This is a genomic window from Bacillus sp. FSL K6-0923 (assembly GCF_038630825.1).
Lineage (GTDB): Bacteria > Bacillota > Bacilli > Bacillales > Bacillaceae > Bacillus > Bacillus pumilus.
The window spans coordinates 1,131,869-1,157,875 of the sequence record NZ_CP152044.1 but is presented as its reverse complement, the minus strand read 5'-3'; the positions used below and the strand labels follow the sequence as shown (position 1 = coordinate 1,157,875).

Here is a 26,007-nt window from a genome sequence, read left to right as displayed (position 1 = left end):
ACTTACAGATCAAAGGAGATTTTATGGAGACTAAACCTTATCTAATCGCACTTGACCTGGATGGCACGTTATTAAAAGATGATAAAACCATCTCTGCGCATACACTTGACGTCATTCAAAAAGTGAAAGACAGCGGGCATCATGTCTGTATTTCAACCGGCCGGCCATTTCGTTCCAGCTCTCCTTATTATCAGCAATTACAGCTTGATTCACCCATTGTGAATTTTAATGGAGCGTTTGTCCATCATCCTCTTGATGAAAAATGGGGCAGATTTCATACGTCACTTGATCTTCAAGTCGTTAAACAGCTTGTAGACATTAGTGAGGAGTATAAAGTACACAATGTGCTAGCTGAAGTGTTAGACGATTTGTATTTCCATTATCATGATGAGAAACTCATTGATATATTTAATATGAATGCAAATAAAGTGACTGTTGGAGACCTTCGGGACAACCTTGGAGAGAATGTGACGAGCGTGTTAATTCACGCAAAAGAAGAGGACGTTGGAGCTATTCGAAGCTATTTATCAGATGTTCATGCAGAAGTGATTGATCATAGGCGATGGGCTGCCCCGTGGCACGTGATTGAGATCATTAAAACAGGCATGAACAAGGCCGTTGGACTGCAAAAGATCAGTGATTATTACGGCGTTCCACAGGAGCGGATTGTGGCATTCGGAGATGAAGACAATGATTTAGAAATGCTTGAATTTGCCGGATGCGGTGTGGCAATGGGCAACGGGATTGATGCCGTGAAACGTGCCTCAAATGAAGTCACTGATACGAATGAACAAGATGGGATTGCAAAGTTTCTAACGAATTACTTCTCGCTTTAATTTTTCCATTCATACATAGCAGATGGAAGCGGGCATACTACCGTTAGACAGGTTGTCCTGTCAGCTTGTGTAAAGGGGCGGATTCCGAATGGGTAAAAGAAGCAAATCGAAACGCTTTATACAACAAGGTAAAGATTCAGTCAGTCTGCATGATGCACGTTTTCCTTATCGTTCTACACTTGAAGAAGTGTCAGACAAAGAAAATATGAAGACTGATGCTTCTGGAGGTTCATTGTGAGAAACGAACTTTTTGATCAAGCCAAATCATTTACTGAAGAAGCCCTTACTTCTTCATTTTCATCTGGGTTAGAGCGTCAACAGGCGGTCAAACGAGCCAAAAATGCCGTATCTTCTGCATTTGCCAATTCGACAGATGCAGAAAGAAACCAGCTACACACCTTCCAAGACTTGCTGGATGATCTCTAACATAAAAGAAGCTGTCCATTAAGGACAGCTTTTTCTGATTCTCATGAAGCTGAAAGCACTTATTTCACTTGGAATGTTTTCTTTTCCGTGATTTGCTTCAGCCCTTCTGCTTTTCCTTTAAATGTGACGACCGCTTCATACGTTCCCGGCTTGACACCATTTGACCACGTATCTTGAAAATCATAGGCTTCGCCTTTCTTTAGCACAAATGATTGGATGGCCTGAGTGAACATACGGTCTTTTGAATAGCGGTATTGTTCATTTCCGTTTTCGTCATACACACTGAGCTCGAATTTTTGGCTTGTGTTAAAGGTAAATTCAATATCTCGATCTGATTCATTTTTCAGTGACATGTTAAATTGAACCGAAGAACCTTTCTGGACGGGGTCTACTGTGAGTACAACCGTTTTTTCTCCCATTTGACCGGATACCTCCTTGTCTGGTTCATCCTTTTTTTGTTGTCCACAAGCGGTTAAAATCAATACAACGAGAAGAAGTACCAACCCTTTTTTCATACGCTACCCACCTTTTAATCTCGTCTGAAAAATCCAAGAATATTAGTTGTTTGCACAATATTTGTAAAAGCTTTTGGATCGACTTCTTTAATAATTTGTTCAAGTTCATACAGCTCATACCTTGTAATGACGATCACCATCATTTCTTTTGGCTCGTTGGTAAAAGCCCCCTTTGCAGGTACCGTCGTAATGCCTCTGACCATTTTTCCATAAATGGCTTCCTTGATTTCATCAGCCTTCTTTGTCACAATCATCGCGGTCAGCTTCTCATGTCTTGTATGGATGGCATCAATGACCCTTGTGGTCACATATAATGTGACAAGGGTATATAATGCTTTCTCCCAACCTTGTAATAATCCTGCTGTAAAAATGATGATACCATTTAAAATGAAGAAATACGTACCGACTGGTTTATCCTTCCACTTCGCCAAGATCATGGCTATGATGTCGAGTCCGCCTGTCGATGCCCCAAATTTGAGCGTGATCCCAATCCCTACTGCGGATATCACGCCGCCAAACACAGCATTTAGTAAAATATCATGTGAAACACTCGTTTCTGGTAAGATGCCGAGGAAAATGGTCGTCAGGGCAACACTGATGATGCTGTAAAACGTAAAGGAACGGCCCACTTTCATCCAGCCTAAAATGCCGACTGGAATATTTAAAATAAATAATAGAATTCCTGTGGATACATAAAATGGGGCATATTGATCCATTAAGCTGGATAACAGCTGGGCTACCCCTGTAAACCCGCTCGCGTATACATCAGCTGGGATTAAGAATAAATTCAGTCCAATCGCATTGAGCAGTGCACCAATGACGACGACAATGAGTTTTTTTGCTTCTCCGATGAACATATTGTCATTCCTCCACTTACCATTCTCTCTATGGTTTTCCCTAAAATTTAGAATTTGAACACGAAAAAGTGATTTCTGTGATATAGTTAGGCTAAAAAGTTGCAAAATATGGCTGATTTTTTTAGAAAGAAGGGATTTTGATGACTGTTCATATCATAGCAGACAGTGCTGCTGATCTGCCTCTTTCTTATTATGATGAACATAACATGACGCTTATTCCGCTCCGTGTATTGCTTGGCGAAGAGGAATTTGAAGATTTGATCACCATTGAACCAAAACAAGTATTTGATGCGATGAGACAAGGCGCCAGCCCAAAAACGTCACAAGCTTCACCAAACCGAATCAAAGAAGCCTTTGTTTCTCTCGCACAAAACCATACATCTGCAATCTATGTTGCCTTTTCATCAGAGCTTTCCGGTACATACCAAACGGCTGTGATGATGGCAAACGAAGTGAAGGAAGAATACCCTAATTTTGATTTACGAATCATTGATTCTAAATGTGCTTCACTTGGCTATGGGCTTGCTGTCAAACACGCTCAATCACTTGCCATTGACGGAAATACAATACAAGAAATTGAAACGTCTGTAAAGCATTTTTGCGAATCTTTACAACATATTTTTACTGTAGACGATTTATCGTATTTAGCAAGAGGCGGAAGAATCAGTAAAGCGTCCGCATTTGTTGGTGGTTTATTGAGTATTAAGCCCATTTTACACGTCGAGGACGGAAAGCTCATCCCCCTTGAAAAAATCCGCGGACGTAAAAAGCTGTTGAAACGCATTATTGAACTGATGAAAGAACGTGGAACGGATTGGTCAAATCAAACTGTTGGCATTAGTCATGGTGATGATCCTGCACTTGCAGAAGACATGAGAGAATTGATTGAAGCCGAATTTCATCCAAAGGAAATTGATATTCAGATTGTCGGCGCAGCTGTTGGGTCCCATTCAGGACCAGGCACGCTTGCCATCTTCTTTACAGGCAAACCATCATAAAAAGCACCCTTCCCTGACACATCACGGGAAGGGTGCTTTTCTTATGACTTATGAAAGTTTAAAACGGTGGACGGTTTCATTTAGCCTTGCCGTCATACTCATGAGTTCTTCTACTTGTTTGTTCATTTGATGGAATGATTGCAGCTGTTCATTGGCAGAGGCAGAAATTTCTTCACTGCCAGCTGCTGTTTCTTCTACAACCGCACTAATATTTTCAATCGAGTTGAGCACTTGTCCGCCAAGCTCTGTTGATTGAACAATTTGGTCATTTAAGACCGCCATTTCTTGTTTAATGTGCTGCGCTTTTGTTTCTATATCTTCAAAGGAGTGTGAGGTTTTGTCCATCGCATCCTGCTGCTGAAGTGAAAGCTTGACTCCTTCTTTGACAGTTTGACTAATGGATTGAATGCCTCTTTCAATATGACTGACCATATCAAAGATTTGTCTTGTAGCGTTAGATGATTCGTCGGCAAGCTTACGAATTTCATCTGCGACAACGGCAAAGCCTTTTCCAGCCTCACCTGCTCTTGCCGCTTCGATCGCCGCATTTAGCGAAAGTAAGTTTGTCTGATCCGCAATGTCAGAAACTGTTTTGGCCATAGCCGAGATCCCGCTGGCATATTGCGTGAATTCTCCTGCCGACTGTTCGATTTGTCTTGTGGCATGTGTGTTTTTTTCAATCGCCGTTTTGGTTTCTGTTAACGTGTGCTTTCCACTTTCTACTGCTTCTATCGCGTCCGCTGTACTTTGGATGACTGTTTGTGAACGTTCGGAATTTTTACGTCCATGCTGATCCATCTTTTCAATCAAGCTGACGCCATGCTGGAGATCCTCTGAAATGGCTTGTGACCCATTTGCCATCTCGTCTGTCGAGACAGATACTTGATTTGCAGATTCCATCAGCTTTTTGTTTTCATCATCTAACTGGATCGAGAATGTCTCTACTTGACTTGAGACATTACTGATTTCTTTAATCAAACTAATCAGTTGATCTGTCATTTGATTAAAGGATTCATTCAAGCCGCCGATTTCATCCTTACGCTGAATGTCCATCCGCTCGACAGCAAGGTTGCCTTCTGCGATCTGCTTCGCTCTGTAGGAAAGTGATTTAATTGGTGTCACGATGGATCTTGTTAATCCAATATTTAAAAAGACAGCAATGACGATCAGTGTAAGGGCTGCAACGAGTGCACTTGTGATGATCCATTGCACATTATCCGCTGTATTCTCTAGATTTTGTTTATACGCTTCTTCCGCTCTTTTATTCATTGTATGCACGTCGTTTAAGACGCCATCAATTCTTGCTGCTACCCGCCTTGCATCTGATGCATTTTTTTCACCAATGGCGCCATTCGCTTCCTTGGTCCACGTATCATATTTTGCATTTAACCTTGTTAGTGCATCTTTATTGATATTACCTGCATTTTTGTTTAACGTTTGCAGCTGTTTTTTTGCTGTAGAAATATCGGTTTGAACAACTTCTAGCTGTTCATCAGACAGTGTCATTGAGTAATTGGTCATGGCTTGTTCGACACTTTCAAAGCTTGCTTTTGTTTTTTGAACGTTTAATAAGGTTTGAACTTCTGTTTCATTTGATGATTGGATCTTTGTCATACTAACAATGATAAAGGCGATGACACCAACTGCTAAAAGAAGTGAGACGAGTGAGTTGAGTAAAATTTTGATGCGCAAGCTCATGATGCGTCCCCCTCTTCTTTTAGCAATTTCTGCTTCAGTTCATTTACTTTTTTGGTCAATGCTCCAGCATTCTTCAGCACCCGAATTCTTGCCATGTCGATTCCGTCATTGCTTAAGTCGTAAATAACATGCCCATTTTTGATTTTGTTGCTCTTGACGAGCTGTTCGCTGAATTGATAGACCACTTCGTCGACTTTTTTTACCATGGACGAAATCACCGCTTTTTCAGCGGTGTAGTACTGATCACTATCTACACCAATGGCATACTTGCCCTCTGATTGTGCTTCTTTTAATACACCAACACCTGTATAGCCTGCTGCGGCATATAAAACATCTGCTTTCTTTTTGATCATGTCTTTGGCTATTTTACTGCCTTTGCCCGCATCACTAAACGTATTGGCATAGGTGGATAAGATCTTAATTTTCGGATTCACTGATTTGGCGCCTTTTTGGAACCCCTTTTCAAAACGATGAATCACATCCGCATCGACACCGCCAACAAATCCAATGACATCACTTTTCGTTGTCATCGCAGCAAGTGCGCCTGCTAAATAGCTGCCCTGCTCTTCTTTAAACGTCACGGAGGTTACGTTTTTTAGCTCAGATACAGCATCAATGAGCAAGAACTGCTTCTTCGGATATTTCTTTGCGACTTTTTCTAAGTCTTCTTGCATACTAAAGCCTACCCCGATGACGAGGTCATTGCCAGCTTTTACGAGCTCGGTCAGCCCTTTTTCATATGTATCGGTTTCTGCAATTTCTCTATAATCAAATTCAATTCCTAGGTCATCACGTGCTTTTTCTAATCCTTTAAATGACGAATCGTTAAATGATTGATCACCAAGACCATCATCTGTGAGCATAACGCCAATATGCTTCGCATTTGATGCTGGTGGTTTCCCTTGTTGATTGCTGCATGCAGCTAACACCATAAGCATGGCTACCAACAGAAGTAATGAAATTTTCACTTTCATCCAAACACACACTCCTTTTATCATCCTTACTCCTTTCTTATCGGATTTGAGAGGCGTTGTTTCAATGATTATGTGAAGGTTTTCCAGATTTTTTATGACTTTTTTCACTGAAAAAAACCATTATTTATAACAAATATAAAAAAAGGGATAAAATCATCATGATTTTATCCCTTTTTCTTCATTTCAGTGTAATGTGAAAACCCATGAGGTTAGAGTTCTCTTTCACGCTGCTCATTTTTTCTCGTATGTCCAGCCCTCTTTTTGGTAGACTAGGCCGTTTTTCATCAAATGACCTAATGCTCGTTTAAAGGCTGCCTTGCTCATTTGGAATCGTTCGCGGATGTCTTCTGGATCACTTTTGTCTCCATAAGGCATAGCGCCATTTCTCGTTCGCATATAGGTTAAGATTTCTTCTGCATCGACAGATAACGCTTCCTGTTTTCTAGGAAGCAGAGACACGTTTACGGTTCCATCCTCTTTCACTGCAATGACGCGTCCTGTCACGGTCGATCCTAATCTTGGTTCTTCCTTTCGTTCCGTACGGTGGATAAACCCTCGCACGCCTGTATCTGTCAGCATAAACGAGCCTGTCGCAATTAAGCGGTAAATCGTTCCAGTGATTTCTTTGTTCATTAAGGTTTCAGGTGCCTCAGTAAACAATTCACTGATCACATCTTCAGTGGCTGGCTTTGCGAACATTCTGCCGTAGCTTGTGACTTTCAGCATACAGTAAAGTTTGTCTCCTTTTTTCGGCCATGCTTCCTCAAAAGGCGGTAGATGTTCTGTTGCAACTAGTGCATCCTTTGAAAGCCCGACATCCACAAATGCACCCATGTCTTCTACGACGTCTACGACTTCTACCCAGCCATATGTATGCGCATTGATTGAAGGTATTTTCATCGTCGCAGCTAGTCTTTCTTCATGATCTACGTATAAGTAGACCTCTACTTCATCCTGGTCACCAATATCTTCTGTCATTTCACTGCGGTGCAAAAGGACCGAATCTTCTCCATCTGTCAAAAAGTAACCGTATTCCATCTCGTTCTCTATTTGCAAGGTCAGTTGCTCACCTGGTCTCATGTTCTCTTCCTTCCTATCTGCTCTTAAAAGAGCGTTCGTTCATCTTTTGATTCACTTTATTCTACTATACTTCTCCTCACATGAACATCTCTAGTTCTGTTAGCTAAAGTGGACAAACCGAACACGATTTATACCGCTACTGGCAGAACTCTTTGACTCGTCTCTTCGATAAAGTTTCTTCTTCCCCACGTTGCATGATAAAATAGACGCAATATCTATACATGGAGGTCATGTGTTATGGCAAAAGAAAGCTCATTTGACATTGTATCGAAGGTGGAACTGCCAGAGGTGCAAAACGCCGTTCAAGCAGCGCTCAAGGAAATTAAAAACCGTTATGATTTTAAAGGAAGTAAAAGTGATATTTCTCTTGAAAAAGAAGAGCTCGTTCTCATCTCTGATGATGACTTCAAGCTGGAGCAGCTAAAAGATGTCCTTGTGTCAAAGCTGATTAAACGAAACGTTCCAACTAAAAACATCGATTACGGAAAAACTGAGCATGCCCTTGGCGGAACAGTGCGCCAGCGCGCGAAACTGATCAGCGGAATTGATCAAGACAACGCTAAAAAGATCAATGCACTCATTAAGCAATCTGGCATCAAAGTGAAGTCACAATTTCAAGATGACCAAGTGCGTGTAACAGGGAAAAATAAAGATGATTTACAAGAGGTTATCTCTCTTATGCGCAAGGCAGATTTACCGATTGACGTTCAATTTATAAATTTTCGATAAATTTCAAATTTTCCATTGATTATTTCCGATTTTTTCGATACAGTGGATGGAAGTTCAATTCATTGACATGTTCATATCGCTTTCTTATCAAGAGAGGCAGAGGGACTGGCCCTGTGAAGCCTCAGCAACCGGTGTAGTAGAAAAATATTTTCTATGACCAAGGTGCTAAATCCAGCAAGCAACTGCTTGGAAGATAAGAAGAAGAATAACGATACAGCCAAAAAGTCTTCTTCTTATCAGAAGGCTTTTTTTGTTACATAGAAATAAGGAGGAAACCAATGGGCCTATTACAAGACTTACAAAACCGCGTACTGATTGCTGACGGTGCAATGGGAACACTTTTATACTCTTACGGCATTGACCGCTGCTTTGAAGAATTAAATTTATCGAAAGAAGATGAGGTAAAGCGCGTGCACGAAGCATATGTGCAGGCTGGTGCAGACATCATTCAAACAAATACGTACGGCGCAAATTATATTAAACTATCCCGCTACGGCTTAGAGGAAGAAACAAAGCGTATCAATACAAAGGCGGTACAAATCGCAAAATCAGCTGCAGGCTCCGCTTATGTCCTTGGAACGATCGGCGGTATTCGAACGTTTAACAAAAATGCCTACACGATTGAAGAAATTAAGCGAAGCTTTAGAGAGCAGCTATACATTCTATTAAACGAGCAGCCTGATGGATTATTGCTAGAAACGTATTATGACATGGAAGAAGCGAAGGCCGTTCTCCAAATTGCACGTAAAGAAACGACTCTCCCAATTGTCATGAACGTCTCCATGCATGAACAAGGTGTGTTGCAGGATGGAACACCGCTCAAGGATAGTTTATCTGAATTGTCTTCTCTTGGTGCAGACGTCGTTGGCATCAACTGCCGGCTGGGCCCTTATCATATGATTCAGGCACTCGAAGGCGTTCCAATTTTAGAAAATTCCCATTTATCAGTCTATCCTAACAGCAGTCTTCCCTCTCTTGAAGAAGGCAGACTCGTCTATGATACAGATAACGATTATTTCCGAAAAAGTGCACTTGAATTTAGAAATCAAGGCGCACGTATTATCGGCGGCTGCTGCGGAACAACGCCTCAGCATATTCAAGCAATGGCTGAAGCGGTCAAGGATTTAGCACCGATCACTGAAAAAGAAGTGAAAGTTTTAAAAGAAGAAATCATTTCGATTCAAGATCAGCGGACTGAACCAGGTCTTGATGAGCTCGCTACGAAAAAACGGACGATTATTGTAGAGCTTGATCCGCCGAAGAAGCTGAACTTCGAAAAATTTCTCGTCGCGGCAAATGAGTTAAAGAATGCAGGCATTGATGCCTTGACATTAGCTGATAATTCTCTTGCAACCCCGCGCATTAGCAATGTGGCTTGCGGGGCATTATTGAAACAGCAGCTTGATATGCGCTCACTCGTCCATATCACATGCCGTGATCGTAATTTGATTGGGCTTCAGTCCCATTTGATGGGTCTTGACACCCTTGGTTTAACTGATATTTTAGCCATTACAGGCGACCCTTCTAAGATTGGGGATTTCCCAGGTGCAACGTCGGTTTATGATTTAACCTCCTTTGATTTGATCCGGCTGATTAAGCAGTTTAACGAAGGCCTTTCTTTCTCAGGGAAACCGCTTGGCAAAAAGACCAATTTTTCAGTAGCTGGCGCGTTTAATCCGAATGTTCGTCACATTGATAAAGCGGTCAAACGTCTTGAGAAAAAAATCGAATACGGTGCTGATTATTTTATTTCACAGCCTGTTTATTCTGAGGAACAGCTTGTGAAAATTCATGAGGAGAGCCGTCATTTAGATAAACCGATTTATATTGGCATTATGCCGTTAACAAGCAGTCGAAATGCGGAGTTTATTCATCATGAAATTCCAGGTATCAAATTATCTGATTCCATTCGTGACATTATGGCGAGGGCTGGTGAGGATAAAGAAAAGCAGCGAGCAGAAGGCTTAGCGATTGCCCGCTCTTTATTAGATACAGCCTGTGAATTGTTTAATGGCATTTATTTAATTACCCCTTTCCTTCGATCAGACTTAACAGCAGAACTAACCACCTACATTCATCAGAAAGAAAAGGAGTCAAACATCCATGTCAACTATCACTGAACAGCTGAAGAAACGCATCCTCGTCCTTGATGGTGCAATGGGGACCATGATTCAAAATGCCAATCTCACAGCAGAAGACTTTGGCGGCGAGGAGTATGAGGGCTGTAACGAGTATTTGAATGTGACAGCCCCTCACACCATCCGCACGATCCATAGAGAATACCTTGAGGCAAGCGCCGATCTTATTGAAACAAATACGTTCGGGGCTACAAAGCTCGTCCTTGACGAATACGGGCTTGGCCACCTTGCCTATGAACTCAATGTACGGGCTGCCCAGTTGGCAAAGGAAGAAGCTGACCGTTTCTCCACGCCGGAGCAGCCTCGATTTGTTGTAGGTGCGATGGGTCCCACTACGAAAACATTATCTGTGACAGGCGGCACAACCTTCGATGAGCTCGTCAGAAACTATGAAGAGCAAGCACGCGCTCTGATTGATGGCAAATGTGATGCCCTTCTTTTAGAAACAAGTCAAGACATGCTGAATGTAAAAGCTGGTTTCAAAGGCATTCAGGAAGCCTTCCAGCAGACAGGTATTGAGCTGCCTCTCATGGTATCAGGTACGATTGAACCGATGGGCACGACCCTTGCTGGTCAGGATATTGAAGCCTTTTATATTTCTCTTGAGCATATGAAACCGATGAGTGTCGGTCTGAACTGTGCGACGGGTCCTGAATTTATGACAGACCATATCCGCACGCTATCTTCCATCGCCAAGTCAGCGGTTAGCTGCTATCCAAATGCTGGTCTCCCTGATGAAGAAGGTCAATATCATGAATCTCCAGCTTCACTTGCTAAAAAAATTTCCGCCTTTGCCAAGGAAGGCTGGTTAAATATTGTTGGCGGCTGCTGCGGAACAACACCTGCACATATTCAGGCATTGTCAGATGAAGTACGCACGATTCAGCCGCGTCACATCACGCATGAATCGTCTCAGCATACTGTATCAGGAATTGAGCCCCTAATATATGAGGAATCAATGCGACCTCTTTTTGTAGGAGAACGGACCAACGTGATTGGTTCACGCAAATTCAAACGACTCATTGCGGAACAAAAATTTGAAGAAGCATCAGAAGTTGCTCGTGCACAGGTAAAAAACGGTGCTCACGTGATTGATGTGTGTCTTGCTGATCCAGACCGCGATGAGGCGGCAGACATGGAAGGTTTTTTACAAGAGGCAATGAAAAAAGTCAAAGCCCCTTTTGTCATTGATTCAACGGATAAACACGTGATCGAAAAGGCGCTGACATATTCCCAAGGGAAAGCCATCATCAATTCTATTAACCTTGAGGATGGCGAAGAACGCTTTGAAGAAATTCTTCCACTTGTGAAGTTGTACGGTGGTGTACTTGTTGTTGGCACGATCGATGAAACAGGGATGGCTGTAACAGCAGAACGAAAGCTCGAGATTGCGGTACGCTCTCATGATCTATTAACGAAGAAATATGGCATTCCCGCAAGTGACATCATTTTTGATCCACTTGTCTTTCCAGTGGGGACTGGAGACGAGCAGTATATTGGCGCTGCCGAAGAAACGATCAAAGGCATCAAAATGATCAAGGAAAACCTGCCTGAGTGTCTGACGATTTTAGGCATCAGCAACGTGTCTTTTGGACTCCCGCCTCTTGGGAGAGAAATCTTGAATGCTGTCTACTTGTATCACTGCGTCCAAGCAGGACTTGACTACGCCATTGTGAATACAGAAAAGCTTGAACGCTTCGCTTCTATTCCAAAGGAAGAAATCAAGCTCGCTGAAACGTTGCTCTATGAAACAAATGATCAAACCCTTGCTGAATTCACCCAATTTTACCGCGGCAAAAAGAAAACGGAGAAAAAACCAAAGATCTCCTTATCACTTGATGAAAGGCTGGCACTCTATGTCGTCGAAGGAACAAAAGAAGGTCTTATCGATGATTTATCCCTTGCTCTACAGCAATTTGAATCACCACTTCATATCATCAATGGTCCGTTAATGCAGGGAATGGCTGAGGTTGGTCGTCTTTTTAATCAAAACGAACTGATTGTGGCGGAAGTGCTTCAATCGGCAGAGGTCATGAAGGCTTCTGTCTCGTATCTCGAACAATATATGGAAAAGCAGCATGCAAGCGGGAAAGGTAAAATTCTACTTGCCACTGTAAAAGGAGATGTCCATGATATTGGGAAAAACCTTGTCGACATCATTTTGAGTAATAACGGCTTTCAAGTGGTCGACCTCGGAATCAAGGTGACACCGCAAACATTGATCGAAGCTGTGCAAAAAGAAAAGCCAGATATGATTGGATTATCAGGATTACTCGTGAAGTCAGCCCAGCAAATGGTCCTCACCGCTCAGGATTTACAAAAGGCGAATATTTCAGTGCCCATTTTGGTCGGCGGTGCTGCACTTTCTCGGAAATTTACGAAAATGAAGATTTCGCCTCATTATGACGGACCGGTCCTTTACGCAAAAGATGCGATGGACGGCTTATCTTTAGCCAATGAGTTAAAAGCAAATCCTCTTCAGTTTCAAATAAAGCCAGATGAAGAGCCTGTGGCTCCTGTCAAAGAGAAAGAAACAAAGCAGCCACAAGCTGTCATTGAATTACTAGAAAAACGTGCGGCACTCCCTGAGGCACCTATTTTCACACCAGAAAATACGGCACGTCATTATGTAAGAGACATCGACCTGCATCACATTATGCCTTATGTGAATGAACAAATGCTCATTGGCCACCACCTTGGATTAAAAGGAAAGGTGAAAAAGCTGTTGGCCGAACAGCATCCAAAAGCATTGGAATTAAAGCAGCTTGTCACAGATCTTCTAAACGAAGGCAGAGAGAAAAACTGGTTTGCGCCTGCATTTGTCTATCAATTTTATCCTGCCAGTTCCAACGGAAATGATCTGCATATTTATGATCCCAAAGCGCCTGACCGTATCATTGAAACGTTCCAATTCCCAAGACAGGAGAAGCTTCCATATCGCTCCATTTCTGATTATGTGCGGGGGAGCGGTGAAAAGGAGAAAGATTATATTGCCTTATTTGCTGTCACAGCCGGAGCGCGTATACGTGAAGTCGCGCAGCAATTTAAGCAAGAAGGAGATTATTTAAAAATGCATGCGGTTCAAGCTCTGGCGCTTGAGCTTGCAGAAGGGTTAGCCGAAAGAACCCACCAAGTGATTCGTGACAAATGGGGCTTCCCTGACCCAGTCGATTTCACAATGGAAAAACGATTCCAAGCGAAATATCAAGGGCAGCGCTATTCCTTTGGTTATCCCGCTTGCCCAAATCTTGAAGACCAAGAAAAGCTGTTCAAGCTGCTTCAGCCTGAAAAAATCGGCATCCATCTGACAGAAGGATTTATGATGGAACCTGAAGCATCTGTTTCAGCAATCGTCGTTTCTCATCCTGAAGCTCGATATTTTAATGTTCATTAATGCAGGACCTCCGAAATTGGAGGTCCTTTTTTGATGGGGAGATTAGATAAACTTCAATTTTTACAGTATACCTTCTTATGGTACGATACACATAGATGAATTCAGCTAAGAAGGAGTTGCATGTCATGACAAACGTTGTTCAACGAGCATTAACGCTCGATGACATACCAGATCTTATCGCATTGTCACAAGAGGTAGACTGGCCTGATTACAATGCGGAAGAGCTCACATCTCTTTTAACAAATGGGTATTTCACAGGTTTTTCAACGGCGGATGGACAAGTCATCTCATGTGCAGGACTTTTCCAATATGATCGAATGGCATCAATTGGTGCCGTCATTGTATCTAGGACACATCGCGGCTTAGGTCTTGCAAGGAAAATGATTGACACCCTGCTAGATCAATGTGATCAAAGCATTCCTGTCTTTTTAACCGCGACTGTTCAGGGGCGGCCTGTTTACGAAAAAATCGGGTTTCACACGGCTGGTTACATTACGACTTACAAAGCACAAAACCCGAACCAAGAAGCGCTTCGTGTGTCAGATGACATTTACCTGTCTCCTGCCGATGAATCGCACCTTCCGTGTATTGAAGCACTAGATGAAAAAGCCGCAGGCACAAATCGATCAAGCTTTTTAAAAAACCGAATGAACCGGGCAACGCAGCGTATCATTGCAAAGAATGAACATCACGAAACAACTGGCTTTGCGTTTGGCGTTGAAACACCTGCCAATTTAATGATTGGACCGCTTGCTGCAAATGATGAACTTACAGCTCTCTCGCTGATTCGTTCGCTCATTTCGTCTTATTCGGGTCCGATTCGTTTAGATATGCAGGAAGAAACAGCTGAGCGCCTCCATGAATCACTTGTTGAAGCAGGTTTTACGAAAACAAACAAAGCTCATTTTATGATGATTCGCGGAAAAGAAAAGCTGAACGATCCCGCCCTTCTTTATTTCCTTGCCTCTCAAGCATTTTCGTAATATATAAAAAGCTGTAGACACTTGATGTCTACAGCTTTTCTATTACTTCTCACAGGTGGACGAAAGAACATGTGCGAGTGCATTTGTGACCTTTCCATGCTCTGATGCATGCGGGCGGTCATCTCCGTCTCCATACCCATAATCAATCATTCGATTACGATTTAAGCACAGCTTTGTCAGCTTCGGCTGGAATAGATCAAAGAGTTCAAAACGGTCCTTCAGCTGTGGGAATTGCTTTTGATACTGCTGAATTTCTTCGGCAAGCAAGCTCCAAAGTGTCACTTCATCTAATAGCTGATGGTTCTCTAACACGTTTGATACGTAACGCAGGTTGCAAATAAACAATCCTGTAAAGATAAACTGCACTAAGCCTTCCGGCGGTTCACTCCGCAGCACTTCTTTTAAATCGTCTCCTAGAGAAGCCAATTCAGGCAGCGGCTGATCACTAATGTTCACATCGTCAACAAAATCTTTGATCGCCAAACGATGAGGCTGATGATCTTTTAACACAAGAATCGTATTTTGTCCGTGCGGTGAAAAGACGGTGCCGTATTGATACATAAAATGTAGCAGTGGCGGCATGACCACATGGAAAAATTTCGCCATCCACTCTTTAGCTGAGAGACCTGATTTTTCAATCAGCTGTTTCACATATGGCTCACCTTCATGATCCTCATAGGTGAGTGCCGCAAGTGTAACAGGGGTCTCTCCTTCATCTAAGTACGAGTAAATGCTTTCTCTAAAAATCACACCGAGCATCTCAAGATATTGATACGGCGCACCAGGCAGTTTGCTATAGTAAGGATGATCGACATTAATACTTGCATTCTCACCAGGTAATATCACGCGGCAGACATCAGATAAAAATGAATCTTGGTCCGCAATCCCTTTAATATGCGCTGTAATACGAGGGGCAATGACTGTCCGTTCTGACGGAAGTCCCCGGTACACAAGCGTATTTAAAATACTCATTGGCAGTTTAATATGATGCTTGCCTTTATTTGAGATGTTCGTAAAAGTTCTGATCGACTGCTGCGGGATATATTGGTCCAGTCCCTCTCCTACATACACAATCCGGCGCATCGCCAAATCTTCCGGGAAATGCTGAATAATCATGTGTGTCCACTGCCACTTATGAACAGGCATCAAATAATAATCAGCTACAATCAATCCTTCATCCTTTAGCACGCGGTGAAATTGACGGATCGTGACTTCATCTAACTCTTTGGCGATTACCTGCTCATAGTTTTCATGATCGACTGCATGGAATGTCGCAAGGTCCCGGTGAACAGCAATCCAAGACAGCTGCACACTTTCTTGCCTTTCAGGTGCATAGGCTAGGTAGTCATCGTAACTGAATCCAATGCGTCCTTTGTTATACACAATCCAAGGATGGCCCGTCATCTCTCCTTCAATCCATGCATAATCAGTATCTGTTAACTCATCCGCACGAAGTGCTTTTTTCGAAAGCAAATGGACATCCGCTAACAGGGTATGGTGAAGCTCTTTTATAAGATGTCCTGTTGTCTCAGAAGACATTGGAATGAGCGGCTGAATGTCTAGTAAAAACACGATTGCACTGACATCCTTTGACCATTTTCCATCTTGACAGCACTCGATTGATTCAGCGATTGTATCAAAACTATCAAACAAACGAGGTTTTGCAAGATAGCGATATTTCTTCTGTTCGTGAATAATTAATTCATACTGAGCAATGCCATCCTTATGATCTAGCTGCACGGGATGAAGCATATCCTCATACATGTATTCAGACAGCATTTTTGCTACCATTCGCTGGTTTGCCTTTTTCCAAGCAGCAGGATTCACCGCTTTTTTCAATTCATCTTGTACACTCATCGCTTCATCCTCCTTAACCTTTGATTTCTTCAAATGTGTTGACGTTCATACGTGTACCAAATGTCTGGAAGACGTGCTTTTGATAAAGTGGATACACAGTTTGACGAGCAAGTTCATTGATAATCACACTATTTCGGTAAGCACCAAGCCCTAAATCCGGGGCGCCAACGCCGTGTGTATGAAGCTCTGCATTTTGAACAAAAATATCATTTTCACCCATTGTATTTGTTTTCAAGCGATATTCACGTTCAACTTGGAACCGCCCTTGATCGTCCCATTGAATGTGATGAGAGATTGGGTTGATAAACGGGGGCAGTACCGATTGATAGCCCGTCGCCAGCACGACAATATCTGTCTCATGGGTAAAGGTATCCTCTTTGACCCATTGCGTACATGAAAGGGACAAGCCGCGAGATGTTTCCTCAATCAAGTTAACCTCCGTCATCGCTTGAAGCACTGTATTCAACTGCTTTCCGCAGGCAGAACGTTCATATAGCAAATGATAAATATCACGGATCATTGCAGAGCTGATGCCTTTATACAGCAAGTCCTGCTGCTTTAACAACGCATCCTTTTTTGTTTGCGGAAGCTCATAAAAGAAATCAATATAATCTGGAGAGAAATATTCAAGACCAAGGTTTGAATATTCCATTGGGAAAAATCCTTTAGAGCGTGTGAACCAGTGAATATCCTTCGCCTCATCATCTGATAAAATATCATAGAACACTTCTGCCGCACTTTGACCAGAGCCGATCACTGTTACAGATTTCCCTTTGAAACAGCCTTCTTTTTTTCGTTTTAAATAGTCGGCGGAATGAAAAACCTTCTCTCCTAAAGCTGGCTGGAGCGATGCTGGTATCGCCGGCTGTGTACCAATTCCTAAGACGAGATGCTTACTTTCAAACACCTCTACCGTTTGGTCTTTCACATGACGAACATGCACTTCATAACGCTTTTCTCCTGCTTTCTCGATCAATGAGACAGATTCGACGTTCATGCCAAATCGGCAAGAGTCTAACTGGTCTGCGACCCAGCGGCAATAATGACTATATTCCTTGCGCGGGATATGAAAATCCTCTAGAAAGTAAAATGAATACAAACGGTTTTGTTCCTGTAAGTAGTTAAGAAAGCTATATTTACTTTTCACATCTGCCATACTGACAAGGTCCGCTAAAAAGGGAACCTGCAGTGTCGTCCCCTCAATGAGCATCCCTGGGTGCCAATGAAAGGCTTCACTTCTTTCAAAAAACAAAGCGTCAATATCATTTACCTCTTCAGATAATGCGGCAAGACCTAAGTTAAACGGACCAATGCCGATTCCTATTACATCCACTACATTATTTTGCTTGTTGAACCGCGTCATGGTTATACTTCCTTTCGAATCGTTCTCGATCACAAAACATCAAAAGACCTGTTTTATCGGGTAAATTGACTGGTTTTACACGTTCAAAGCCGCATTTTTCAAATACATGGATCATTTTTTCATTGCGAATATCCGGCTCAGCGACGATTTTTTCTGTTCGTTTGTTCTGCTCAAATTGAAATGCTGTCATGGCCTGAAGCAGCGGGGCTGCAAAACCTTTTCCCACATAATCCGGCTCCCCTATTAATAGATGGATTCCTTGATCATGTGGAGAAGGCTGATAGTAAGATTCAATGACATCACCTTTGACGTTGTACGCCTCAAAATAACTCATGGGTGTCCCATCAATTGTGCCTAAATAAAGGGTTTGATGCGGATCATGAATTGCCTGATAAAAATGCTTTTCAAAAGCAGGAAACGGAATATTCAAATGCCAAAATGGGTGAACATACTCCTCTTGCATCCACTTGTGGACAAGCCGGACATCTCTTTCATATTCAGCCCGAATAAAATGAATACGATGCCTCATCCAATCAGCGCCTCCTTATGTAAAAAAAGTGGATTCAAAACAGCTGTGTAACGAGACTGTGTTTCCAGAGATCCTGTCAGCTCATCCATATCTTCAAACCGTGTCAGCAAATTCGCTTTTGAAGGGAGTTCCTTTGAGCGAAGTAGGCTGTTTGTCAGTTCAGATGCACCGTATGTTTCCTCATGAGCGAGCAATGTGTCTCTCACAAGTGCGAGCAAGTCTTCTTCTTTCGCCAGACCTTCTGTACCAAAGCCGTTAATAAGACCAAATAAATGATTAAAGAAGAAATAATAACGCAGTCTCTCAACGGCTACTTCATCTGCACAAATCGTTTCACTTCTCACGCTCAGGTTTTGGACAAGATTTGCGAGTTTATCCTTTTTCGATTCACTATAATAGTAGCCTTGGTTGTCACGATAATAGAAGGTGTGCGGGTAACCATCTTTCATTTGCACAACAGCGTTTTGCTGATGGGCTTCAAGCGCAAGACCATACGTTTCAAACAGCCAAAGCATCGGTTCTAACGAAATGGTTAAATATTGCTTAAACCAATCTTGGCTTACATCATTCGTTGATCGGCCTTCTGCGTCTGCAAGGTCATGAATGATCCCTGCTAATCGTGATTTTCCACCATACGCATGATCCTGACATAATCCAGCAATTAAGCTTGCCCCTTTTTCACGATGTAAAAATGGATTTTGACGAATGACTACTTCAAAGCCAGATTCCGCCTCTTCTCCTTGAATGGATAAATAGGCGGGATCTTCAATGACCCGGAATCCAGAAAATTTGTCGTATAAAGAAACGCCTAATTCTGTTTTTAAAATGCGCGACATCTCTACACCGCGATCGAGTTCCTTTTGTTTATTAACACGTAAGGAGTTTGTAATTTTCACAGGAACAGAGAATTTGAGCATGTAAGCAGAATCCTTTTGATAGACGGTTCTGAAAGATGAGGTCGCTGTGTATTCAGATCCCATCGGTCCTAAATAAGAGAGTTTCCCTTCCTCTATATAACGGTTCACGAACGCTTTCTCCATGACCACCTTCACTTGAAGCGGATGAATCGGAATGAGCACATATTCTCCGTTTTCTACTAACGTATTCAGTCTCTCTTTTTCTTCTGGCACTTGGCGCAAGAGCTCCTCTAGCATGAGACTTGCCGCAGACTGTGTAATAGACGAATCCTGAAGCACAATCGAATGATGCGCTTTAAAGTAATGAAGCTGGAAAGTCCCTTTCAGCTCAGGAGAATAGATAGCTTCCTCCTCCTCTGTCATTCCTTGTCTGCTTTTTGGGGTAGGATGCGTTAAATGACCAAGGAGAAGTGACTGCTCAGCCTCAATATACTCAAAATCGGCTTCAGAAAGAGCGGATCGATCACTTTCTCGCTCCTTTAAGAACCGTTCAATATTTCGGCAGCTTAAAATGATGCGAAGCATAAATTCATCCTCTGCATCTGTACGGCCATATTCAATGAGAAGCTCCTTTGAACATAAAGCAACAAGTGTCGTGTAATCGACGATTGCCCCCTCTTGTTCACTGCCTTGCGGGCGAAAGCGAATCGGAAAATCAAAGAGATGACGGCCAACAGATGAAACATATCGGATCGGAATCACAAGCTCTAGATCTTGTTTTGCTAGTTTTGCGATGAAGACAAGCGAGCCATCTGCTCTCACCTCTTTTTTTGCAGATCGATCGATTCCTGTTTCGCGTAAAAAACAGTTTAAAAAGCTTTGCATGGTTGCATTTTCAGCCATTTGTTTATATTGACTCAACGTAGTACCCTCCCGGATTGAATATGAGCAATCCCGATATCAACGATGTCAGAAAGGATTTCCTCAATATGTGTGATTGTCGTTCTCGGATTTAACAAAGTGAATTTTAAGCATGTTCGGTCATTAACCACTGTTTTTGCAATGACAGCAGTTCCTGTTTTGAATAATGTCCGATGAATGATTTTATTGACGTCATCTGCTTGATCGTCATCCTTAAATCGGAATACAACTGCATTGATTTCTGGCTCAGGATTGATCACTTCAAGGTCATCATTTCTCTCAATAAGCGCGGCCACATCCTTTGCAAAATGAATGGTATGGTCAATGATGTCTCCAAAGCCTTCTTCTCCAATTAAACGAAGAGAAAGAAGTAATTTCAAAGCATCAAACCGGCGCGTCGTTTGGACAGATTTATTGACGAGATGTAGAATACCATCGAGCTCGTCTTCCTTTGGATTAAGATAATCGGCATGATAATTGATCAAACCAAAATGTCTTTTATCCTTTAGCAAAAATGCCCCGCAGGATATCGGCTGATAAAATTGTTTATGAAAGTCAATCGTGATTGAATCAGCAAGCTCAATACCGTCTAACTTCTTACGGTAGGTTTCGCTTAATACAAGTGCTCCGCCGTAGGCAGCATCTGCATGAATCCAAAGACCGTATGGCTTGACGAGGTCATATACCTCTTGAACTGGGTCAATACTGCCAAAATCCGTTGTCCCGCAAGTGGCTACTACCGCAAAAGGCAGCAAGTTCTGCTCCTTCAACTCAGCCAGCTTCTTTTTCAAATCATTAAGGTCCATTCGATGATGCTCATCTGTCTCGACTAGTACGACTGCCTGTTCTCCTAAACCTAACTGGGAGGCAGATTTTTTCACAGTGAAGTGAGCATTCTTTGAGCAAAGGATTCTCAGGCGGTGAGATTCACTTGGTAACCCTTTCTGCTGAACATTCCACTGCCATGTGTTTTCACAAAAGGCATCTCTCGCCAGAAGCAGCCCCATGTAGTTAGATTGGGTTCCACCGCTTGTAAATGTCCCATCTGCTTGGCCGCCATAAGAAAACTTCGCACATAACCACTCGAGAATTTCTTCCTCAACCAAAGAAGCAATACCGCTTTGATCAAAGGAATCCATTGATTGGTTAAAAGAACTTACCATCACCTCTGCGGCAAGTGCAGGAATGAGCGGTGGACAATGCAGATGTGCCAAGCATTTAGGATGCGATACATCAATCAAATGCGGCAAAAGGTGTTCTTTTATATCTTGAAAGACAGATTCAATGGATTCTCCAGACGGTTGAAATCGGAATAGCGATTCGACACTAGCCGCTAATTTCCCAGGCAATATCCCACTGTATGGTCCTGTGTCTTTTTGCCATTGATCCAGTAAGCTGTCGATAGATGTATGAAGAGCCGCTTGGAAGGACTCTCTTCCAAGCTGGCTTTGATTGATAAATAATGAATCCACTGGAGCCTTAGTTGATTGCATCGTACACGGCCTCTTTAAAAATAGCGATGACTTTTTCAAGCTGTTCTTCTGTCATAATGAGTGGTGGCAGGAATCGAATGACACTTCCGAAACGGCCTCCTGTCTCCACAATTAACCCTTTGTCGAAGCAATTCTTTTGAATAAGACTGGCCAGCTCTGGATTCGCTGGATAGCTTCCGTCAACATCCTGTTTCTCATTTGGATTGACTACTTCAACGCCAATCATTAAACCTCTTCCTCGAACATCACCGAGAGCAGGGACTTGTTTTTGGATGTCTTTTAGATGCGCCTGCATACGATCTCCTAACCGTTCTACATGATCAAGCAGGTTATTTTCTTTGATAAATTTAAGCGTTGCGGTTCCAGCAGCCATTGCCATTTGATTTCCTCTAAATGTTCCGATATGTGCACCTGGATTCCATTGATCTAAATCTTGATCATAAATCACCACTGAAAGCGGCAGGCTTCCACCAATGGCTTTTGACAGCACAATAACGTCAGGTACAATTCCTGCATGTTCAAAGGCAAACATCTTCCCTGTTCGGCCGATGCCTGATTGAACCTCATCAATAATGAGTGGGATCCCTTTTTCTTTTGTGATTCTTCTCATTTCTTTCATCCATTCAATCGATGCTGGAATGGAGCCCCCCTCGCCTTGCACTGCTTCAAAGATCATGCCTGCTGGCGGAAGAATACCACTTTCAGGATCATTTAATACGCGCTCAATATACGAACTTGAAATGCGGTGCGAATCCCTCCCACCAATGCCAAATGGGCAGCGATATTCATATGGGTAAGGCATAAAATGAACATCAGGTATTAACCCTTGCACTCTTTCCTTCGGAGATAAATTCCCACTTAATGACATCGTGGCATGTGTCGCACCGTGATACGCACCATGGAATGATAGAATGCTTCGATTCCCTGTCGCTGTTTTGACTAATTTAATCGCTGCTTCTATGGCATCACCACCAGTTGGTCCACAAAATTGAATTTTGGCTCTTTTTGCAAACTCTTCTGGCAAGTGAGAAAAAATTTCATTCACAAATTCTTCTTTAATTTCTGAGGTTATGTCCAGCGTATGCAATGGTCTTTTTTCATGAAGCATACGTTCAATTGCATCTATAACAACTGGATGATTGTGACCAAGTGCAAGTGTTCCTGCGCCTGCCAGACAGTCGTAAAACTCTCTGCCATCCGCATCTGTCACGATCATACCTTCGGCTTTTTGCATGGCTAATGGGAACCGTCTCGGATAAGACCTTGCATTCGACTCTCTTTGACTTTGCTGCTCCAAAAATTGCTGATTTTTAGAAACGGTTTTGATGGACATAATAAAACACTCCTCCAATTGATAAAGATTATCATTTTCATTTACTAGCCTAGAGGATGTGAGATATGAAAGTCAATTGTATTCAAAAAGATGATTCTAAAAGCATATGAATGCTATATTCTCTATTTAACGAGTAATTTCGTGTCATTTTGACAAACCTCTACTGCTATAAGGAGAATAAACGCGTGAGACGGAATAATGTAGAAAAAAATTACAAATCATTCTTCCTGGTTCTTTTGTTCTATTCATGACAAAGCACTTATTTTATATGGGAAAGTGGATGAAAGTGATGTAGAAAAGGAAAAAAAGAAACGTCATTCTATATTGATATAAATGGTTATAATGGTATAATTTCTCTGAAACAAAAGGGGATGGAGAGGGATATGATGATTTTAACAAAGCATGATCTTCACCACTACTTAGCTCAGGACAAGAAAGCATTAGCCATTAAGCGCAAACGACCTAAGCGGTTTGGAGATGATATATGGAAATATCAAAGGATTTTACGAAAATATGAATACTATTCTAATAGTGGTGCTACAATTCGCAAATGGCTTTATCGCTATTTACATAAAAAGAAAGGCATGCAGCTTGGCTTTGATATCCCGATTGGTGTCTTCGGTCCCGGTCTTAGAATCAATCATACGGGTCTCTTAATTGTAAACAAGCATGCAAAAATTGGGGCATTTTGTGATATTCATCAAGGGGTGAATATTGGTCAGAATCATCATGAAAAAGATGTACCAACCATTGGGGATCATGTGTGGATCGGCCCAGGTGCTAAGCTGTTTGGGGATATCTATATTGCAGATCATATTTCAATCGGAGCAAATGCTGTGGTAAACCGTTCCTTCCACGAGGAGAAAATTGTGATTGCAGGTGTGCCGGCGCAAAAGGTAAAAGAAAAAAGTCCTTCATCATGAAGGACCCACCTGATAAAAAAGAATGATACCGATCAAAACAGAGATAAGCAGCATGAGGTAAAACAAAATCGTTAAAATAAGAATGGTCCAGCCAAGTCCCTTCCTCTCTGTCTTGATCAAATAAATACCGAGAACGATCGTACTAAATAATATACCTAAAATGGCCCACAGCCATTTGTCTTTATCATGCTTTGGCGCATCAAACCATAAATAAATGGCAACAGCAAGTGAAACGAATAACCCTGTAAGTCGCACGTTCAAACTCCTCCTTATGTACACTCGTGCTTTCTATTATGCGTTTGAGTATCCGATAATCAGCAATAAAAAGTAAAAAACATAGACTAGAATGAAAATAGAATAGATGATAATGGACACGATCAGAACCGCCCAGCCCAATCCTTTTCTTCCTGTTTTGATCAGGTATATTCCAAATGTAAAGAGCCCGAATAAAAGGCCTAAAATCGCCCACAGCCATTTATTCTTCCCATGTTTAGGCGCATCTACAAATAGGTAAGCGCCCACTATAATCGACACAAACCATCCGGTAATCCAACGCAACTCATTCGCCATCCTTCATTTTTAGATTATTCAATCATACGCTACTTTTGTACTAAAAAGAAAAGGAATTATTCAGTTGAATATTGCAGAAGGCTTTTCCATTCCTCACGCAGTATCCCATAGCGCATCGAATCATAATATTCTCCTTGATAGTAACGGACCTTTCGCAGTCTTCCTTCAAGGACAAATCCGCATTTCTCTGCACACCGCATCATTCGTTCATTTCCCGACCATGTAGTAAGACCAATTCGAGGAATATCAATGTGTGTAAATAACTCATCTGTCCATAGACTTAACGCCTTTGTCCCAACGCCACCGCTCCAAAAGCGCGAATCATAAATGAGAATGCCGCATTCAAGCCAACGTGTACGTTCATTCTCCCAATAATATGACACGGTGCCTTTGATTTCGCCGTCTATTTCAATACCATATAGCTTTGGCGGAATGGATGTATCCTGTAAGTATCGTTTTTTAAAGGCAGCAAGCGGGATTTCGTGTTCATGAAAATATGGGGCATTCCACTTTCGATAGGACTGGTCTGGTGCTTTGAATCTTAAATGCCATACCATCTCTAAATCAGCTTCATTTAATGGTCGTATGCTCACAAGCTTTTCCTTTTCCCTTTTCATCTGTTCACGTTCCTTTACTTTGTCGTTCTTTTTGCGAGATGACGGTACTCGATAGGGGTCATGCCTTCGTTTTGACGAAACAGCTTAGAAAAATAAGTAGGGTCATCAATGCCTACCTGTTCAGCAATCGCTGCGATTTGATTATTCGTTGAGGCAAGCAGGCTTTTGGCTTTTTCGACCTTGAGACGATTGATGTATTGGGTTGGCGTGAGTCCATATACCGTCTGCATGCATCTTGTTATGTAATCAGGATGATAGTGCAGTTTCTCTGCCAGCTCTTCCATTTGCAGTTTCTTCATAAAGTGACGCTCAAGATAATGAACCACTTCTGAGGCGACATTCTCCTTTGCACTTGGAATATGAAATGCTTCTTTTTGTAAATGAATGAGCAGTTCTTCAAACTGAAGCTGTTTTTTCAGCGGCAGTTCAGACGCGTCATCATTTAGTGCCCGCATCTGTGCAAGGTGCTTTTCAAATACATTTCTCCCCTTCACTTTTCCTATACGGGGCAGGCTAAATTCATATGTTGCCGGCTTTTCAAAGGTGGCTTGATTTTGTTTCATATCAAACCAGTGTTCTCTCGGCCGATTCGTCAAATCAAAAGGATCAATCGAAAAATGGAGCCACTCATAGTGCGTTTCTTCTTCGCATGGCAGGTGTCCGCCATGTGACAAGCCTGGTGAGAGAATGATATATTCTCCTTCTTTTACGTGATGAGCCTCCCTGTCTTCTGTGATCCATAGCTGCCCTCTCGTGACATAAAGAAGATCAAACACGGTAAAGGTTCTAGAGATATGTCTTTCTCCTTCATAAAATACGCCTTTGCCAGAAACGATATAAACCGGAAACGGCGGTACAGTAAATGTAATAAATCGATTCATATTCATCCCCTTATGAAGTCGGATTTCTCCAATAA

24 protein-coding genes and 1 riboswitch are annotated in these 26,007 nt (G+C 42.2%); of the genes, 9 read left to right on the top strand and 15 right to left on the bottom strand.

Going from position 1 to position 26,007, the window contains the following annotated elements; all coding sequences use genetic code 11:
• Positions 1–23: 23 nt before the first annotated feature.
• From MHI16_RS05735 to MHI16_RS05725, 3 genes are all read left to right on the top strand, one after another.
• The gene (locus MHI16_RS05735; protein WP_058014324.1) at positions 24–836 is read left to right on the top strand and encodes a Cof-type HAD-IIB family hydrolase; all 813 of its coding nucleotides are present in this window, start codon (positions 24–26) and stop codon (positions 834–836) included.
• Between the two features lie 88 nt (positions 837–924).
• Positions 925–1,074, top strand: a complete 150-nt coding sequence (locus tag MHI16_RS05730; protein WP_058014325.1) for a hypothetical protein — start codon at positions 925–927, stop codon at positions 1,072–1,074.
• Positions 1,071–1,262 (top strand): DUF3813 domain-containing protein, encoded by a 192-nt coding sequence (locus MHI16_RS05725; RefSeq protein ID WP_024425070.1) that lies wholly within the window; start codon positions 1,071–1,073, stop codon positions 1,260–1,262. Before MHI16_RS05730 ends, MHI16_RS05725 begins: the two co-directional genes overlap by 4 nt.
• A 59-nt stretch (positions 1,263–1,321) precedes the next feature.
• Here MHI16_RS05725 and MHI16_RS05720 read toward each other — a convergent pair whose 3' ends face one another.
• Both MHI16_RS05720 and MHI16_RS05715 read right to left on the bottom strand, forming a co-directional pair.
• The gene (locus tag MHI16_RS05720) at positions 1,322–1,777 is read right to left on the bottom strand and encodes a BsuPI-related putative proteinase inhibitor (protein WP_058014326.1); all 456 of its coding nucleotides are present in this window, start codon (positions 1,775–1,777) and stop codon (positions 1,322–1,324) included.
• Positions 1,778–1,791: 14 nt separating this feature from the next.
• Positions 1,792–2,634, bottom strand: a complete 843-nt coding sequence (locus tag MHI16_RS05715) for a YitT family protein (protein WP_003211320.1) — start codon at positions 2,632–2,634, stop codon at positions 1,792–1,794.
• Positions 2,635–2,774: 140 nt separating this feature from the next.
• Between MHI16_RS05715 and MHI16_RS05710 the strand changes: the two genes are divergently transcribed.
• On the top strand, positions 2,775–3,632 hold the full coding sequence (locus MHI16_RS05710) for a DegV family protein (RefSeq protein WP_058014327.1): 858 nt from the start codon (positions 2,775–2,777) through the stop codon (positions 3,630–3,632).
• A gap of 48 nt (positions 3,633–3,680) precedes the next feature.
• Here the strand turns inward: MHI16_RS05710 and MHI16_RS05705 are convergent, their stop codons facing one another.
• The 3 genes from MHI16_RS05705 to MHI16_RS05695 form a co-directional block, all read right to left on the bottom strand.
• Complete coding sequence (locus tag MHI16_RS05705; RefSeq protein WP_058014328.1) at positions 3,681–5,330, bottom strand: methyl-accepting chemotaxis protein; 1,650 nt, start codon at positions 5,328–5,330, stop codon at positions 3,681–3,683.
• Complete coding sequence (locus tag MHI16_RS05700; protein ID WP_061407342.1) at positions 5,327–6,304, bottom strand: BMP family ABC transporter substrate-binding protein; 978 nt, start codon at positions 6,302–6,304, stop codon at positions 5,327–5,329. Before MHI16_RS05700 ends, MHI16_RS05705 begins: the two co-directional genes overlap by 4 nt.
• Positions 6,305–6,535: 231 nt before the next feature.
• Positions 6,536–7,384, bottom strand: coding sequence for a S1 RNA-binding domain-containing protein (locus MHI16_RS05695; RefSeq protein WP_061407339.1), 849 nt, complete (start codon positions 7,382–7,384; stop codon positions 6,536–6,538).
• A 237-nt stretch (positions 7,385–7,621) separates the two neighbouring features.
• Between MHI16_RS05695 and MHI16_RS05690 the strand changes: the two genes are divergently transcribed.
• From MHI16_RS05690 to MHI16_RS05675, 4 genes are all read left to right on the top strand, one after another.
• Entirely contained in the window at positions 7,622–8,113 is a 492-nt protein-coding gene (locus MHI16_RS05690) for a YajQ family cyclic di-GMP-binding protein (protein WP_003211707.1), read from the top strand.
• A gap of 81 nt (positions 8,114–8,194) precedes the next feature.
• Positions 8,195–8,313: riboswitch (SAM riboswitch) on the top strand.
• A gap of 78 nt (positions 8,314–8,391) precedes the next feature.
• Positions 8,392–10,233 (top strand): bifunctional homocysteine S-methyltransferase/methylenetetrahydrofolate reductase, encoded by a 1,842-nt coding sequence (locus tag MHI16_RS05685; protein WP_061407333.1) that lies wholly within the window; start codon positions 8,392–8,394, stop codon positions 10,231–10,233.
• Positions 10,217–13,645, top strand: a complete 3,429-nt coding sequence (gene metH / locus MHI16_RS05680; protein ID WP_061407330.1) for a methionine synthase — start codon at positions 10,217–10,219, stop codon at positions 13,643–13,645. Before MHI16_RS05685 ends, metH begins: the two co-directional genes overlap by 17 nt.
• A 125-nt stretch (positions 13,646–13,770) precedes the next feature.
• Positions 13,771–14,628, top strand: a complete 858-nt coding sequence (locus tag MHI16_RS05675; protein ID WP_058014333.1) for a GNAT family N-acetyltransferase — start codon at positions 13,771–13,773, stop codon at positions 14,626–14,628.
• A gap of 42 nt (positions 14,629–14,670) precedes the next feature.
• Here MHI16_RS05675 and MHI16_RS05670 read toward each other — a convergent pair whose 3' ends face one another.
• The 6 genes from MHI16_RS05670 to MHI16_RS05645 are packed head-to-tail and all read right to left on the bottom strand — an operon-like array spanning position 14,671 to position 22,981.
• The gene (locus MHI16_RS05670) at positions 14,671–16,485 is read right to left on the bottom strand and encodes an IucA/IucC family siderophore biosynthesis protein (RefSeq protein ID WP_058014334.1); all 1,815 of its coding nucleotides are present in this window, start codon (positions 16,483–16,485) and stop codon (positions 14,671–14,673) included.
• A gap of 13 nt (positions 16,486–16,498) precedes the next feature.
• Complete coding sequence (locus MHI16_RS05665; RefSeq protein ID WP_061407327.1) at positions 16,499–17,848, bottom strand: lysine N(6)-hydroxylase/L-ornithine N(5)-oxygenase family protein; 1,350 nt, start codon at positions 17,846–17,848, stop codon at positions 16,499–16,501.
• The gene (locus tag MHI16_RS05660; protein ID WP_061407324.1) at positions 17,823–18,377 is read right to left on the bottom strand and encodes a GNAT family N-acetyltransferase; all 555 of its coding nucleotides are present in this window, start codon (positions 18,375–18,377) and stop codon (positions 17,823–17,825) included. The genes MHI16_RS05665 and MHI16_RS05660 overlap by 26 nt, the downstream gene beginning before the upstream one ends.
• Complete coding sequence (locus tag MHI16_RS05655) at positions 18,374–20,155, bottom strand: IucA/IucC family protein (protein WP_061407321.1); 1,782 nt, start codon at positions 20,153–20,155, stop codon at positions 18,374–18,376. The genes MHI16_RS05660 and MHI16_RS05655 overlap by 4 nt, the downstream gene beginning before the upstream one ends.
• On the bottom strand, positions 20,152–21,648 hold the full coding sequence (locus MHI16_RS05650) for an aspartate aminotransferase family protein (protein ID WP_058014338.1): 1,497 nt from the start codon (positions 21,646–21,648) through the stop codon (positions 20,152–20,154). Before MHI16_RS05650 ends, MHI16_RS05655 begins: the two co-directional genes overlap by 4 nt.
• The gene (locus tag MHI16_RS05645; protein WP_058014339.1) at positions 21,635–22,981 is read right to left on the bottom strand and encodes an aspartate aminotransferase family protein; all 1,347 of its coding nucleotides are present in this window, start codon (positions 22,979–22,981) and stop codon (positions 21,635–21,637) included. The genes MHI16_RS05650 and MHI16_RS05645 overlap by 14 nt, the downstream gene beginning before the upstream one ends.
• A gap of 383 nt (positions 22,982–23,364) precedes the next feature.
• Between MHI16_RS05645 and MHI16_RS05640 the strand changes: the two genes are divergently transcribed.
• Positions 23,365–23,904, top strand: coding sequence for a serine acetyltransferase (locus tag MHI16_RS05640; protein WP_235567023.1), 540 nt, complete (start codon positions 23,365–23,367; stop codon positions 23,902–23,904).
• Here the strand turns inward: MHI16_RS05640 and MHI16_RS05635 are convergent.
• From MHI16_RS05635 to MHI16_RS05620, 4 genes are read right to left on the bottom strand one after another with little or no spacing between them, the layout of a single operon-like run.
• Complete coding sequence (locus tag MHI16_RS05635) at positions 23,899–24,159, bottom strand: hypothetical protein (protein WP_081042294.1); 261 nt, start codon at positions 24,157–24,159, stop codon at positions 23,899–23,901. The genes MHI16_RS05640 and MHI16_RS05635 overlap by 6 nt on opposite strands.
• A gap of 36 nt (positions 24,160–24,195) precedes the next feature.
• Positions 24,196–24,474 (bottom strand): hypothetical protein, encoded by a 279-nt coding sequence (locus MHI16_RS05630; RefSeq protein WP_058014342.1) that lies wholly within the window; start codon positions 24,472–24,474, stop codon positions 24,196–24,198.
• A gap of 56 nt (positions 24,475–24,530) precedes the next feature.
• Positions 24,531–25,091, bottom strand: coding sequence for a GNAT family protein (locus MHI16_RS05625; RefSeq protein WP_058014343.1), 561 nt, complete (start codon positions 25,089–25,091; stop codon positions 24,531–24,533).
• Between the two features lie 14 nt (positions 25,092–25,105).
• Positions 25,106–25,972 carry an AraC family transcriptional regulator gene (locus MHI16_RS05620; protein WP_058014344.1) on the bottom strand — a complete coding sequence of 289 codons (867 nt, stop codon included), beginning with the start codon at positions 25,970–25,972 and terminating at the stop codon, positions 25,106–25,108.
• Positions 25,973–26,007 lie beyond the last annotated feature (35 nt).

Excerpts from the sequence above, each read along its gene's own strand:
- MHI16_RS05705 (WP_058014328.1), bottom strand. The coding sequence starts at position 5,330 with ATGAGCTTGCGCATCAAAATTTTACTCAACTCACTCGTCTCACTTCTT.
- MHI16_RS05695 (WP_061407339.1), bottom strand. The coding sequence starts at position 7,384 with ATGAGACCAGGTGAGCAACTGACCTTGCAAATAGAGAACGAGATGGAA.
- MHI16_RS05650 (WP_058014338.1), bottom strand. The coding sequence starts at position 21,648 with ATGCAATCAACTAAGGCTCCAGTGGATTCATTATTTATCAATCAAAGC.
- MHI16_RS05710 (WP_058014327.1), top strand. The coding sequence starts at position 2,775 with ATGACTGTTCATATCATAGCAGACAGTGCTGCTGATCTGCCTCTTTCT.
- MHI16_RS05645 (WP_058014339.1), bottom strand. The coding sequence starts at position 22,981 with ATGTCCATCAAAACCGTTTCTAAAAATCAGCAATTTTTGGAGCAGCAA.
- MHI16_RS05625 (WP_058014343.1), bottom strand. The coding sequence starts at position 25,091 with ATGAAAAGGGAAAAGGAAAAGCTTGTGAGCATACGACCATTAAATGAA.
- MHI16_RS05700 (WP_061407342.1), bottom strand. The coding sequence starts at position 6,304 with ATGAAAGTGAAAATTTCATTACTTCTGTTGGTAGCCATGCTTATGGTG.
- MHI16_RS05630 (WP_058014342.1), bottom strand. The coding sequence starts at position 24,474 with ATGGCGAATGAGTTGCGTTGGATTACCGGATGGTTTGTGTCGATTATA.
- MHI16_RS05735 (WP_058014324.1), top strand. The coding sequence starts at position 24 with ATGGAGACTAAACCTTATCTAATCGCACTTGACCTGGATGGCACGTTA.
- MHI16_RS05640 (WP_235567023.1), top strand. The coding sequence starts at position 23,365 with ATGATGATTTTAACAAAGCATGATCTTCACCACTACTTAGCTCAGGAC.
- MHI16_RS05690 (WP_003211707.1), top strand. The coding sequence starts at position 7,622 with ATGGCAAAAGAAAGCTCATTTGACATTGTATCGAAGGTGGAACTGCCA.
- MHI16_RS05620 (WP_058014344.1), bottom strand. The coding sequence starts at position 25,972 with ATGAATCGATTTATTACATTTACTGTACCGCCGTTTCCGGTTTATATC.
- MHI16_RS05715 (WP_003211320.1), bottom strand. The coding sequence starts at position 2,634 with ATGTTCATCGGAGAAGCAAAAAAACTCATTGTCGTCGTCATTGGTGCA.
- MHI16_RS05660 (WP_061407324.1), bottom strand. The coding sequence starts at position 18,377 with ATGAGGCATCGTATTCATTTTATTCGGGCTGAATATGAAAGAGATGTC.
- MHI16_RS05670 (WP_058014334.1), bottom strand. The coding sequence starts at position 16,485 with ATGAGTGTACAAGATGAATTGAAAAAAGCGGTGAATCCTGCTGCTTGG.
- MHI16_RS05730 (WP_058014325.1), top strand. The coding sequence starts at position 925 with ATGGGTAAAAGAAGCAAATCGAAACGCTTTATACAACAAGGTAAAGAT.
- MHI16_RS05685 (WP_061407333.1), top strand. The coding sequence starts at position 8,392 with ATGGGCCTATTACAAGACTTACAAAACCGCGTACTGATTGCTGACGGT.
- MHI16_RS05675 (WP_058014333.1), top strand. The coding sequence starts at position 13,771 with ATGACAAACGTTGTTCAACGAGCATTAACGCTCGATGACATACCAGAT.
- metH (WP_061407330.1), top strand. The coding sequence starts at position 10,217 with ATGTCAACTATCACTGAACAGCTGAAGAAACGCATCCTCGTCCTTGAT.
- MHI16_RS05665 (WP_061407327.1), bottom strand. The coding sequence starts at position 17,848 with ATGACGCGGTTCAACAAGCAAAATAATGTAGTGGATGTAATAGGAATC.
- MHI16_RS05720 (WP_058014326.1), bottom strand. The coding sequence starts at position 1,777 with ATGAAAAAAGGGTTGGTACTTCTTCTCGTTGTATTGATTTTAACCGCT.